Consider the following 12,304-nt stretch of genomic DNA (forward strand, 5'->3'; position numbering starts at 1 on the left):
GTCGCGCTGCTCCGCGCCCCGCCGCCCCTGTGTCGCGTGCGCACCCGGCCGCGCGCGCCCGGCGCCGTTCGCGTCGAGCAGCGCGGGGGGGAGCGCGGCGCGTGCCGCCTCGATCAGCAGGTCGGACGGCGGGCCGGCGCGCTGTTCGGCCTCCCCCTCGGCACCCGAAGCGTCGCTCTTGTCCGACGCGCCGCCGTTCTCCTGGGGGCCGGCGTCGACCTCGTCGTCGGCGGGCGGCGGGGGGACGCGCGTGGCGCGCGGGGCCAGCACGAGCGACACCGCCAGGGCGAGGTCGTCGTCGCGCGGCGCGTCACGTCGCGAGACCGCGGCAGCGGCACGCGCGGCGCGCACCGCGAGCAGGAGCGCGCGCGGCGAGGCGAGGCCGAGCGCGTCGGCGACCTGGGCGAGCGCCACGACGTGCGGCGGCTCCGGCACGACGCGCGCGAAGTCCGTGACGCGGGCGGCGGGCGCCGACGGCTCGTACCCGTCGGGCAGCACGACGTGCAGCGCCAGCCGCTCGAGCAGCGTCGCGCCCAACTGCTCGCGCTCGTCGGGGCCGGCGGCCGCCGCGACGCAGACGGCGCTCTCGTGTCGCGCGGAGAGCCCGTCGCGCTCGACCAGCACCTCGCCGTCGTCGAGCGTGCGCGCCAGCAGGCCGACGGTGCCGGGCGCCGCGTCCGCGGCGCGCGGGAGCGCGAGCGTCCCTCCGTGCGCCTCGGCCAGCAGCCCGCGCGCAAGCACGCGCGTCCCGGCCGAGAGCGTGGCCGCGACGTCGAGCCCGCCGATTAGCCGGTCCTCGCCGACGCCGGTCGGCACGCGGCGCCACGGCGCGTCGCCTCGGGCCGCGCGCAGCGCCTGCAGCCACCGCTCGCACTCGACACTCCCGCCGATCACGAGCGCGCCGCCGAGCGCCGCCGGCGCGGCGGCCAGCAGGTGCACCGCGAGCAGCTGCGCGAGCAGGTGCGCGCCCACCTCGCTGTGCGGCGCGCCCCCGCAGCCGTCGGCGACGACGGCCACGAGCGCGTCGGCGTCGCCCAGCACGCGCACGGCGTCCTGGCAGTTGCGCCCGGCCCGCCGGTGGTCGCTCCCCGCCACCGAGCCCGCCGCCCACGCGAACGGCGGCCCGTCCGCGACCGCCGCCGGCGGCGCTCGCGCCGCGCGACGCGCCCGGGCGGTCATGCGCCGAACCCGCCCAGCCCCGCCAGGCCGGCCGCCGACTGGCTCACCCGCACCGCCGACTGCGAGAAGAGCCGGAAGGCCGCGCGGATCTCGCGCGCGCTGTTCGCCGGCGTGAGGATCCACGCGTCCGGGATCCCCATCGCGCCGAACACCGCGCGGAAGTCGGTGCGGCCGTCGTCGATCCCCATCGCGGCGACGACGTGCATCTCCGTGCGCCGCAGGTCCTCGACCAGCGCCCGCACCGAGGCGGCGGTCTGCTGCCGCGAGTGCAGGTCCTCCCCGTCGCTGACGAGCAGCGTGATCGTGCGCGTCGGGATGCCGGCGGCCTCCAGCTCCTTCGCCTTGGCGATCACGGTCCCCAGCACGACCACCGCCTGGTCGTAGAGCGGCGTGCCGTGCGACGCCGAGTAGTTCTGCTCCGTCATGCGCTCCGCCTCGGCGAGCGGCCGGCAGGGGTTGAGCACCGTGCCGTTGAGGTACCGCGTGTGGACGAGCACCCCGTCGGCCTGCTTCGAGCCGTCCAGGCTGGCGAGCACCTCGTTGTGGCCGAGCCGCACCGACGCCTCGTTGCGCGCGGCGGCGATCGAGCCCGAGTCGTCGGGCATCAGCGTCACGAGCGTCACCTCGCTCGCGGCCACGTCGTCGGGCACCACGCCCAGCCCGGCCTGGATCTGCGTGCCGATGTCCGGGGCGAGCATGATCGTGTCGTACGAGGTCGCCGACAGGTCGCCCGCGTCGCGGGCCTGCCGGATGAGCTGCGTGCTGGTCGTCGTGTCGGGCATCGGGACCTCCGGCCGCGGGCCGGTGAGAGTCGGGAAGGAGTGCGCGGAGAGTCGGGGCGCGTTCAGCGCGGGAAGTCCGGCCACGACTCGGGCGCGTCGGTCGAGCGGACGACGTGCATCCCGGCCGCGGCGAACTCCGCGAGCGCCGCCTCCGCCTGGTCGGTGAAGTCGGCGAGGAACCCGCCGGCGCCGTCGGGCACCGCCACCGCAGACATGCAGTCGCGGAGCACGTAGACCTTGCGGCACAGCCGCTCGTCGGCGGCGCGGATCTCGTCGAGCAGGTCGGCGATGCTCGACTTCACGCAGTGCGACGCGGCCTGGCCGGCGACGATCACGGCGTCGTACGCGAGCAGCGTCTGCACGAAGTTGACGTTGCGCTGGGCGAGCGCGCGGCCGTCGTGCCGCGTGAGCACCTCGGGCGCGAGCACCGAGTAGTTCTCGGTGAGGTACGAGCCCCCCTTCACCTCGACGCCGGCGCGCGAGACGCGCGCGAAGGCGTGGAACAGCCGCGCCTCGTGGATCACCCCCGCGAGCGCGTGCCCGTCGGAGCCGAGCAGGCAGTGCAGCGGCCAGAGGTAGAGCTGGTACTTGCCGGCGCGCTCGAGCTCCGCGCAGTAGAACTCGACCTGCTTGAGCAGCCACGGGTAGTCGCCGCCGCAGAGCCAGGCCGCGACGGCCGGCGCCGGGCGCACCCGGCCGGCGCGGATGTCGGCGACCGCGATCACCGTGTGCGCGGCCAGCGGCGCGCCCGCGGCGTCCTGCCAGAACGAGGCGAAGAAGATCTGGTACGGGAAGTGGGTGTCGAGCGTGCAGTGGATGTCGGTGATCCCGGCGAGGTTGCGGTAGACGAACCGCGCGACGCGGTCGCTGTCCTCGATCGCCCCCCGCCCCGAGCGCCCGCCGACGAACAGCGCGCCGTCGGGGAAGCAGAAGTCCTTCTGCATGTCGATCAGCAGCAGCGCGACCCGGCGGCGGTCGGCGCCCGACGGCCGGATCCCGTGCGCCTGCGCCCAGCGCGACGCCTCGGCGAAGACCGCCTCCTGGTCCGGGCGGTAGCGCGAGTCGGCCGCGTGCGCCGGGTCGTAGAACCGCGGGACGGGAAGCGTCGTGGGGGGGGCGAGCAGGACCATGGCGGCCTCGAAGGCATCGTGTGATAGTCAGTGTCAAGCGCACACCGATAATGGTGTGTTTTTTACACCGTGTCAATGGCACACCGTTGCTGGCCGCTCCAGCGTGGTATCATCCGGCCGATGCCACCCCTACCGACGCACGCCGTGCTGGAGCGCACGCTCCGCGACCTGGGCGAGACGGCGCTCGCCGAGTCGCCCGAGCTCGCCGGCTGGGCGGCGGCCACGACGCGGCTCCTCGACGCGGCCGGCCCGGCGGCGCCGGACGACGCCGTCGGGGTCCTCGCGACGGCCGCCCGCTGGGGACGCGTGGCGGAGTCGCTGGCCGCCCTCCCCCGCAGCGCGTGGGCGTCCGCCGTCCACGCCCCCGGGGGCGCACGCCGCACCGGCCCCGGCGCCCTGGCGCTCCTCGTCGCCGACGCCACCTCGGCGACCGACCTCGCGGCCCGCGTCGCCGCGCGCGAGGCCCGCATCGCGCGGCTGCTGCGCCTCGACCCGGCCGGCCTCCGCGCCGCGCTGGCGCTCGACACCGCGGCCGCGATCGCGGCCCTCGACGCCCTGCGCGACGACGTGCCGACGCCCCTCGCGCGCCGCGTGCGAGAGGCCAGCCCGCTCCTGGCCGCGCTGGGCGCCGCGGCGGCCCCGCACGCCGCGCTGGAGCACGAGGGCGCCCCCGAGGGCGTCCCCCCGATGCCGCTCCTCGACCACCTCGCCACCCGCGTCCTCGGCCGCAAGCTGCGGGGGCTCGAGCTGGCCGACCGCGACCGCTTCCAGAGCGGCGAGGGGCTGAGCGAGGAAGCGTTCGCGGCCGAGGTCGCGCGCACGCGGCGGCTCGCCGACGGCCCCCTGCTCGCGGTGGTGCGCCAGGCCCTCCTGCACCTCGACGTCGCCAAGGGCGGCACGCCGGAGGACCACGCGCGGTGGGCGCGGCTCGGCGTCGACCTGTCGGTGCACAACGCCGCGGCGGCACGCCTGCTGGCGTCCGACCCGCGGATCGCCTGGCCGCTCCCGGCCGACGCGCCCGGCGATCCGGCGCTCGCGGGGCTTGTGTGCGCCCTGGTGGACGCGCACGGCATCGCCGGCCAGATCGTGCGCGGCGAGATGCCCGTCGCCGCCTTCGCGCCGCTCGTCGCCTACCTCGACCGCGCCGCCGACGCGCTGGGGCCCGCGCTCGGGCTCCCCTCGCGGGAGCGGGTGCTCGACGCGGTGCTCGACTGCCTGCACCTCGTCAACGTCTGCGACACCGCGGGCGTGCGCGAGGGGCTGATGACCGACGCGCTGCGCGACGCGCTGTCGGGGGTCGAGAGGATGGTGCGCGACGCGGCGCTCCGGCCGGGCGATCCGGCGGCGCGCCTCGCCGCGGCGTCCGTCGACGAGCCCGCGCGCACGCGCGCCGCCGACCGCCTCGCGAGGCTGCGCGCCACGCGCACGCGGATGGGGGAGTCGCCCAGCGCGACCGCCGACGCCCTCGCCGCACTGACGGACGCGGAGGTCGGCCAGCTCGCGCGCCTGCTCGACCGCTGCCGGTTCTGGTACGCCGAGTCGGGCACCGCGGCGCTCTCCGCCGAGGCGCAGCTCAAGCTGCTGCTGATCGGGATGGTGCGCGCCGCGGCGGCGACCGACCAGACGCGCCCCGGCGCGCCGTTCCACCTCAGCTGCCTGCCGCTGGCCGCGACCCTCGGCGACCGCCGCCAGCCGGCGACGACCTACAGGGTGCGCCTCGTCGAGACGCTGCTCGCGCCGCACGCGCTGTCCGCGCTGCTCGCGGGGACGCTCCCGGACGACGCCGACAGCCCGCTCGGGAGCGTGCGCGCCGAGATCGGCGGGCAGGAGGCGGTGCGCCTCACCTACCGGGAGTCCGCCGAGACGGCCGCGCTGCTCACCCTCCTGCCGATCTACGAGCGCAAGAGCTCCGCGGCGTTCCACGCGACGCTCAAAGCGCTCTGCGACCTCTACGGCCTCCGCAAGGACGACTTCGACCGCGTCGCGAACGAGGAGATGTACCTCGCGCACATGAATGGCGCGCGCAACGACAAGCAGCGCATGCTCGACCACGTCCGCCCGGGGCGCGTCGTCGAGGTGGGCCCCGGCGGCGGGATCGTGCTCGACCTGCTGGAGGAGGCGCACCCCGCGAGCGAGGTGCTCGGCGTCGACGCGAGCGCGATGGCGGTCGAGGCGCTGCAGCGGCGGCGCGCGAGCGAGGGGCGCCGGTGGAGCGTGCGCCACGCCGACGCCTTCCGCCTCCCGGAGATCGTCGGCGAGGGCACGGTCGACACCGTCGTGTACTGCAGCGTGCTGCACGAGATCTACTCGTACGTCGAGTACCCCGGCGACGGCGGCGCCCCGCCCGCGCGCTTCCGGCTGGAGAGCGTGCGCGACCTCCTGCGCGCCAGCTGGCGCGCGCTCGCGCCGGGCGGCCGCCTCGTGATCCGCGACGGCGTCATGCCGGAGCCCGGCGTGCGCGAGATCGAGTTCGTCGCGCCCGACGCGGCGGAGTTCTTCGCCCTGTTCGCCGCGCAGTTCGAGGGGCGCGCCGTGCGCTTCGCGCGCGTCGGCGAGCGCCGCGTCCGACTCGAGAGCGCCGACGCGATGGAGTTCCTCTACACCTACATCTGGGGGCCCGAGAGCTTCCCGTACGAGGTGCGCGAGCAGTACGGCGTCCTGCGCTACGCCGAGTACCGCGACGCCGTCGTGCGCTGGCTCGGCGCCGACGGCGAGCCCGCGCCCGTCGTCGTCCCGCTCCCCGCGGAGCAGTCGAGCTACGTGCAGGGCGGCTACCGCCGCGGGCTCGCGGGGAAGGTCCGCCTCACCGACGCCGACGGCCGCGACGTCGACCTGCCGCCCTCGAACGCGCTCTGGGTGTTCGAGAAGCCCGCCCGCTGAGCGGCGCGTCAGGTCGCGTCGGCGGGCGCCTCGTCGAGGAACAGGGCGGCGAAGATGCGCACGTCGATCAGCGCGCCCTCGCGCTCGCGCGCGCGGCACCAGCGCGCCACGTCGGCGCGCGGCACGCGGTGCACGGTGATCGCCTCGCCCGCGATCCCGCCGCCCTCGCCGATCTGCTCGAGCCCCGCGGCGCGATAGAGCCCGACCGACTCGGCCGAGCTGCCCGGAGAGGACGGGCCGCCGCCGAGGCGCGTGACGGTCGCCGCGCGGTAGCCGGTCTCCTCCTCGAGCTCGCGCCGCACGGCGTCCTCCGCCGCCTCGGGCGTGTCGGCGTCCGACGGCTCGTCGCCGACCAGCCCCGCCGGCAGCTCGATCACGCGCCGCGCCACCGGCGGACGGTACTGCTCGACGAGCAGCACCTCGTCGGCCGGCGTGACCGCGAGGATGAGCACCGCCCCGCTGCCGCGGACGCGCTGCACGAACTCCCACCCGTCGCGCGCGGCGAGCCGTAGGAAGCGGCCGCGGGCGAGCTCCGTCACGTCGTCTGCGTCGGTGTGCGGTCCGGTCATGGCAGGGGTCAGAGCAGGAACTGGAAGCCCGAGGCCGCGCGCTCGGCGTACGCGGCCTCGTCGAACGCGTGGAGTCGCGCCGGCGGCCCGGCGACGCTCGGCGCGGTGCCGTCGGTCTCCACGAGGATCCCCCATTGGTCGAGCACCTTCCGCCGGAAGTTGCGCTTGTCGAGCGGGGTGTCCAGCACGGCCTCGTAGAGCTGCTGCAGCTGCGGGAGCGTGAAGCGCGCCGGCATCAGCGCGAACACCACCCGCGGGTCGTAGGTCACCTTCCCGCGGAGCCGCGCGGTCGCCGTCTCCACGATGCGGGCGTGGTCGAAGGGGAGCGTCGGCAGCCGGCCGACCGCCGCCCACGTCACCTCGCGCGCCCCGGTGGCCGCGCGGACCTCGTGGTCGCGGAGCCGCACGAGCGCGTAGTACGCGACGCTGATCACGTGCCCCCGCGGGTCCCGCCCCGGGTCGCCGAACGTGTAGAGCTGCTCGAGGAACACCTCGGCGAGCCGCACCTTCCGGCGCAGCACGTCGGCCGCGGCCGCGTCGAGCCCCTGCCCCTCGCGCACCACGCCGCCGGGGAGCGCCCACCGCCCCGCGTAGGGCTCGTTGTCGCGCTCCAGCAGGAGCACCTTCAACCCCTGCTCGTCGACGCCGAGCACCACGCAATCGACGGTGACGAGGGGCCGCGGGAACTCGTAGCTGGCGGACATGGCGCTCCGGGCGGGGGACCGTGTCCAAGCTACACCGTGTCACCCCGTCGCCGGAATGCCGACGCCCCCCGCGGCTAGACCGGCCGCGGGTTCGCGAACCGTTCGGTCGTGGTGGAGAAGCCCCAGCACTGCTTCGCGTTGAACACGACCGACTGCCTGCAGTAGTCGGGGCTCGACGTCGCGCAGGCGTCCTCGAGGAGCACGCAGTTGTAGTCGCGGAAGCACGCCTCCTCCATCGTCGTGGCGACGCACTGGTCGATGTTCACGCCGGCGAAGTAGAGCGTGCCGATCCCCTGCGTGCGCAGCACCTGGTCGAGGTGCGTGCCGACGAAGCCGTTCATGCGCACCTTCTCGATCCGCACGTCGTCGTCGCGCATGAGCGCCCTGAGCTCGTCCACCATCTCGGCGTTCCACGAGCCCTCGGTGAGCACGCGCCCCCCGCCCAGCGGCTCGCCGATCCCCTTCTGGTCGGGCCTGTGCTTGAACGCGTACAGCGTCGGCGCGCCGAGGTTGCGCAGGTCGGTCCGGTTGGACCAGTAGACCCACACCACCCACATGCCGTGCGCGTGCGCCGCCTCGACCGCGCGGCGCGCGCCGGGGATCGCGGCCCGGCACGCGCGGTAGTCGAGCCCCGACGCGTCGGTCCAGCCGCCGGGCGAGCAGAAGTCGTTCTGCATGTCGATCACGACCAGCGCCCCGCGGTCCAGGCTGTCGACGAAGGGCATCAGCTCGGCGTCGAACCGCCGGAGCCGCGGGTCGTCACCGCGGTGCGGGGCGAGGTGGACGTGGTCGTCGAACAGGTGCCACCGATCGGTGCTGGCGGCGAGCTGGACGCCGCCTCCGGGGGTGCGGGCGTAGATCTCGCGGCGGGTCGGGTCGGACATGCTCGCTTCGGCTGAGGGGGTGGACGGGACCGCCCCCGACCGTGCACCCCGCGCGCCAGCGACCCGCGGCGCGCGCGGCGCCCCTCGCGCCCGCCTACTCGACCCGCATCGCGGTCATCGGCTGCACCCGCAGCGCGCGCCGCGTGGGGACGACGCACGCGAGCAGGCAGACGCCGAGCATGCCGGCCGCGTAGCCCACGAGCAGCGCGACCTGGCCCAGCGAGAACCCGCGCGGCCAGTGCTGGAACTGGTAGGTGCGGGCCAGCACGTGGGCGCCGACGGCGATGAGGGCGGCCCCGCCCGCGATGCCGAGGCCGACCTGCGTCAGCGGCCGCCGGAAGATCGCCGCGACGACGGTGCGACGCGGCGCGCCGAGCGCGACGCGGACGCCGATCTCGCGCGTGCGTCGGGCGACCGTGTACGTCAGCACCGCGTAGATCCCGGAGAGCGAGAGGAGCAGCGCGATGCCGGTCATCGTCAGCGTCGTGCGCAGCCACATCCCCATCATCCACAGCAGGTCGTCCGCGACGCCGTCGAGGCGCTGGGGCTCGACCACGCGCAGCGTCGGGTCCACGGCCGCGGCGAGCGCACGGACGCGCGGGACGAGCGCCATCGGCTCACCCTGCGTGTGGATCACCATCTGCGGCGCGAAGCCGTCCCCCGGCGCGGCGGGTCGGTAGAGGCCGATCCCGCGCGTGGTCTCCGCCGCGCCGATCATCCCGAGGTCCCTCACCAGGCCGACGATCTCGAGCCAGGGGAGCGAGTCGGCGCCGGGACCGTCGGGCGCGACGCCGCCCTCCCCCAGGCGCACGCGCCGCCCGATCGGGTTGCGCCCCTGCAGCACCCGGTCGACGAAGCCCTGGTCCACGACCACCACGCGCGCGTCGCCGGCCGCGTCGGCGGCGCGGAACCCCCGCCCCGCCAGGATCGGCGCCCCGAGCACGCCGAAGTACGACGGGTCGACGAGCGCCACCTTCGTGAAGCGCGACGCCGACGAGGACGCGGCCGGCGCCGCCTCGTCCAACGCGACCGCGTGGTCGTCGTAGTTCGTGCGCGGCAGCCGGTCGGCGAACGTCACGCCGACCACCCCCGGCTCGGCGGCGACGCGCTGGCGCAGCGTCTCGACCAGCGTCGCGAATCGCGCGCGGTGCGCCGCGGGCGACGCGGAGGGGGGCGCCTCCAGGTCGAGCCTCACCGCGAGGTACTCGTCGGCCGCGAAGCCGACGTCGTACGACCGGACCCGCTGCTGCTCGCGCGCCTCGACCATCACGATCCCGGGGAAGGCCACCGTCACCGCGACCTGCGCGACGATCACCGCCGTCCACACGCCGCCGAACCGCGCGCCGCCGCCGGACGTGCCGGAGCGCAGCCCCGTGCCGATGTCGCGCGTGACCTTGCGCCCCGGGAGCCCGCCGGCGATCGCGGCGCCGAGCACCGTGAGCACGCCGGCGTAGAGGGCGGTGGCGGGCGACAGCCGCGGGTCGAACCAGAACGGGACGTCCGCGAAGTTGGCCTTCACGAACCCGAGCCCCCAGTGGCGCAGCACGAGGTGCGCGGCCCCGAGCCCGGCGGCGGCGGCCACGCCGCCGAGCACCAGCGCCTCGGCGAACAGCTGCAGCACGATCCGGCGGCGGCTCGCGCCGAGGGCGCTCCGCACGACGATCTCGCTCTCGCGCGTCGCCGCCCGCGCGAACAGCAGCAGCGCCACGTTGCCGCAGACGAGCACGAGGAGCATCAGCGTGAAGACCTGCGTCAGCACGACCACGAGCCCCGTCTCGGCCGCCGACTTCGCCCCGCCGAACATCTGCGCGTACGGCATCACCTGCGGCTGCAGGTGCCGGTGCGTCGCCGGCTGCTCGCGCGCCGCCCGCCGGCCGAGCACCGCGAGCTCGGCGCGCGCGTCGTCGAGCGTCGCGCCGGGGGCGAGCCGCCCGAACATCGTGACGGCGGGCCCCGCGCGCGGCGCGGCGTCGGGCGCCTCCGGGCGGAGCGGCATCCACGCGTCGTGCGTCACCGGGAACGCGAAGCCGCTCGGCATCACGCCGACCACCGTGGCGTACGCGTCGCCGAGCTGGATGGTCCGCCCGACGACCCCCGAGTCGCCCGCGAAGCGCAGCCGCCAGACCTCGTGCCCCAGCACGACCACGGGCGGCGCGTCGGCGCGCTCGTCCGCCGGCACCACGGCGCGCCCCAGCAGCGGCGGCGTCGCGGCGACGCGGAACCCCGACGCGGTGATCGCCGCGATCCGGAGCGGGCGGGCCTCGCCGTCGCGCCCCACGAGGTTGCGGGTGACGTCCTGCCACGCGCCCAGGTCGGTCACCGACCGCATCGCCTGGCGCCAGACCTGGAGATCGTGCAGCGCGCGCGGCTCCTTGCGGTTGGCCTCCACGTCCCAGTTCCGCAGGTGCACGATGCGGTCGCCCTGCGGCAGCGGGAGCGCGGGGGCGAGGAACAGCCGCACCGTCTCGAACACGACCGCGCCGACGCAGATGGCGAACGCCATCGCGAGCCCGCCGACGATCGTCAGCCCGGGATACTTCACGAGCATCCGGAACCCGAGCTTCAGGTCGAGCGAGAGGCCGCCGAGCCACGCCAGGCCGCGGCCGTCGCGCATCGCGTCCCGGTGGCGCTCGGCGAGGCCGAAGGCGACGACCGCGCGGCGCCGCGCCTCCGCCGGCGCGAGCCCCTCCGCGCGCGCCAGCCGGTCGGCCTCCATGTCGAGGTGGAAGCGGAACTCCTCGTCCATGCGCGCCTCCGCGGCGCGGCGGGCGAACAGCAGGCGCAGGCGCGCGCGCGCCGCGTGGAACAGTCGCATGCGGGGCTCCCCGGATCAGTCAGCTCGTGCGGAGGACGGCCTCGAGGCCGGCGGCGAAGCGGCGCCAGCTCTCCACCTCCGCGCCCAGCGCGCGGCGCCCGGCCGCCGTGAGGCTGTAGTAGCGCGCCCGCCGGTTGTGGTCGGTCGTCCCCCACTCGCTCGCCACCAGCCCCGCCTGCTCCAGCCGCTGCAGCGCCGGGTACAGTGAGCCCTGGTTCACCTCCAGCGCCCCGTCGGAGATCTGCTGCACGCGCTGCGCGATCCCCCAGCCGTGCATCGGCTGCAGCGACAGCGTCTTGAGCACGAGCAGGTCGAGCGAGCCGCGCAGCGCGTCGCTCGGCGAACGGGTCGGCACCAAAGGCTCCGGGCGGGGGCTTCTGTCGTCGTCTAGAGGAAGATGCGGCCGACTCCTGTAGCCGTCAAGAGAAGTCGCGCGTGCGGGTCCGCGCGGCGCTGGCCCGCGTCCGCCGCCGGCGATATGCTCGCCGGCGTGCCGACGTCGTGCTACCTGCTCGTCGCCGCCGCGGCGGTCTTCCTCCTCCAGGCGCTTCCCGTCCCGGGCGTCTTCTTCATGATCCTGGGGGGGCCGCTCTGGCCGGGCGTCCTGCTCAACCTCGGCCTCGTCGGCGTCGCGTACGAGGTGGCGGCCCGCGGCGCCGCACGCGAGTGGCTCGCGCTCCCCGCGCTCTGGTTCGGCGGCTACGCGCTGCGCGCGGGGGCCGACTGGTGGGCGCTGCTCCGGCTCCGGCGCGAGATCGCGCGCGAGAACGCGCGCGTCCGCGTGCCGTTCGACCGCGGCGCGCACGCGCTGCTGGTCGCCGAGGACCACGACGCGTCCGGTCCGGCCGAGGGCGTCGCGGCGTGGCTCGCGGAGCGGTTCGACGTCGGCGTCGTGTACGCGCGCTACGGCGGGGGGCCGAGCACCCACGCGTGGCGCCTGGTGCCCACCGCGCTCGGCGAGCGCGCGAAGGCGCTGAAGGCGCGCGGGCTGCTGGTCGCCTTCCGGCCGGCCGCCGTCGACCACCCGGGCGGCGCGCGGAGGCGGCGCGTGCCCGTCGCCGGCGTGTCGCTGCTCCGCGTGCCCGACGCGCCCGAGCGCCCGGTCGTCCACGTCTGGCGCGCCGAGCGCGAGGAGCGGCGCGGCACGCTGGCGGTGCGGCTCGGGACGACGACGATCCGGACGCCCGACGCCGCCGCGCACGCGGTGCGCGCGGGGGAGCCGCGGCCGCTGCCGCGCTGGCCGCTGCCGATCCTCGGCTTCGCGCTCGACTCGGGGACGCCGGCCTGGCGGCTCGTCGCCGGCTCGCCGCGGCGCCGCGTCGCGCTCGTGGACGGCGGGGCGAACGCGGCGCTGGCGCGGG

9 protein-coding genes and 1 pseudogene are annotated in these 12,304 nt (G+C 76.3%); 2 read left to right on the plus strand and 8 right to left on the minus strand.

Features of this window, described 5'->3' with window-relative positions:
- The 3 genes from PYV61_RS12055 to PYV61_RS12065 all read right to left on the minus strand — a co-directional run.
- A partial coding sequence (locus PYV61_RS12055; RefSeq protein WP_275831779.1) for a protein phosphatase 2C domain-containing protein occupies positions 1-1,179 on the minus strand: 1,179 nt, incomplete at its 3' end.
- Complete coding sequence (locus PYV61_RS12060) at positions 1,176-1,961, minus strand: hypothetical protein (protein WP_275831781.1); 786 nt, start codon at positions 1,959-1,961, stop codon at positions 1,176-1,178. The genes PYV61_RS12060 and PYV61_RS12055, both read right to left, overlap by 4 nt.
- A gap of 62 nt (positions 1,962-2,023) precedes the next feature.
- Complete coding sequence (locus tag PYV61_RS12065) at positions 2,024-3,091, minus strand: hypothetical protein (RefSeq protein WP_275831783.1); 1,068 nt, start codon at positions 3,089-3,091, stop codon at positions 2,024-2,026.
- A gap of 120 nt (positions 3,092-3,211) precedes the next feature.
- Between PYV61_RS12065 and PYV61_RS12070 the strand changes: the two genes are divergently transcribed.
- Positions 3,212-5,971 (plus strand): methyltransferase, encoded by a 2,760-nt coding sequence (locus tag PYV61_RS12070; protein WP_275831785.1) that lies wholly within the window; start codon positions 3,212-3,214, stop codon positions 5,969-5,971.
- Between the two features lie 8 nt (positions 5,972-5,979).
- Here the strand turns inward: PYV61_RS12070 and PYV61_RS12075 are convergent, their stop codons facing one another.
- The 5 genes from PYV61_RS12075 to PYV61_RS12095 form a co-directional block, all read right to left on the minus strand.
- Positions 5,980-6,540: an NUDIX hydrolase gene (locus PYV61_RS12075; protein WP_275831787.1), complete on the minus strand. Its 561-nt coding sequence runs from the start codon at positions 6,538-6,540 to the stop codon at positions 5,980-5,982.
- A gap of 8 nt (positions 6,541-6,548) precedes the next feature.
- On the minus strand, positions 6,549-7,244 hold the full coding sequence (locus PYV61_RS12080; RefSeq protein WP_275831790.1) for an NUDIX domain-containing protein: 696 nt from the start codon (positions 7,242-7,244) through the stop codon (positions 6,549-6,551).
- A 74-nt stretch (positions 7,245-7,318) separates the two neighbouring features.
- Positions 7,319-8,128 (minus strand): cysteine hydrolase, encoded by an 810-nt coding sequence (locus PYV61_RS12085; RefSeq protein ID WP_275831792.1) that lies wholly within the window; start codon positions 8,126-8,128, stop codon positions 7,319-7,321.
- Positions 8,129-8,222: 94 nt separating this feature from the next.
- Positions 8,223-10,943: an ABC transporter permease gene (locus tag PYV61_RS12090; protein WP_275831795.1), complete on the minus strand. Its 2,721-nt coding sequence runs from the start codon at positions 10,941-10,943 to the stop codon at positions 8,223-8,225.
- A gap of 19 nt (positions 10,944-10,962) precedes the next feature.
- Positions 10,963-11,298: a PadR family transcriptional regulator gene (locus PYV61_RS12095; RefSeq protein ID WP_275831797.1), complete on the minus strand. Its 336-nt coding sequence runs from the start codon at positions 11,296-11,298 to the stop codon at positions 10,963-10,965.
- Between the two features lie 123 nt (positions 11,299-11,421).
- Between PYV61_RS12095 and PYV61_RS12100 the strand changes: the two are divergent.
- Positions 11,422-12,304 (plus strand): annotated as a pseudogene (locus PYV61_RS12100) (hypothetical protein); the annotation flags it as partial.

The sequence above is a fragment of the Roseisolibacter sp. H3M3-2 genome, from assembly GCF_029211165.1.
In the GTDB taxonomy this organism is placed as follows: domain Bacteria; phylum Gemmatimonadota; class Gemmatimonadetes; order Gemmatimonadales; family Gemmatimonadaceae; genus Roseisolibacter.

What these genes read in the sequence shown, in the direction of transcription:
- PYV61_RS12075 (WP_275831787.1), bottom strand. Translation starts at nt 6,540, where the DNA reads ATGACCGGACCGCACACCGACGCAGACGACGTGACGGAGCTCGCCCGC.
- PYV61_RS12065 (WP_275831783.1), bottom strand. Translation starts at nt 3,091, where the DNA reads ATGGTCCTGCTCGCCCCCCCCACGACGCTTCCCGTCCCGCGGTTCTAC.
- PYV61_RS12070 (WP_275831785.1), top strand. Translation starts at nt 3,212, where the DNA reads ATGCCACCCCTACCGACGCACGCCGTGCTGGAGCGCACGCTCCGCGAC.
- PYV61_RS12080 (WP_275831790.1), bottom strand. Translation starts at nt 7,244, where the DNA reads ATGTCCGCCAGCTACGAGTTCCCGCGGCCCCTCGTCACCGTCGATTGC.
- PYV61_RS12060 (WP_275831781.1), bottom strand. Translation starts at nt 1,961, where the DNA reads ATGCCCGACACGACGACCAGCACGCAGCTCATCCGGCAGGCCCGCGAC.
- PYV61_RS12085 (WP_275831792.1), bottom strand. Translation starts at nt 8,128, where the DNA reads ATGTCCGACCCGACCCGCCGCGAGATCTACGCCCGCACCCCCGGAGGC.
- PYV61_RS12090 (WP_275831795.1), bottom strand. Translation starts at nt 10,943, where the DNA reads ATGCGACTGTTCCACGCGGCGCGCGCGCGCCTGCGCCTGCTGTTCGCC.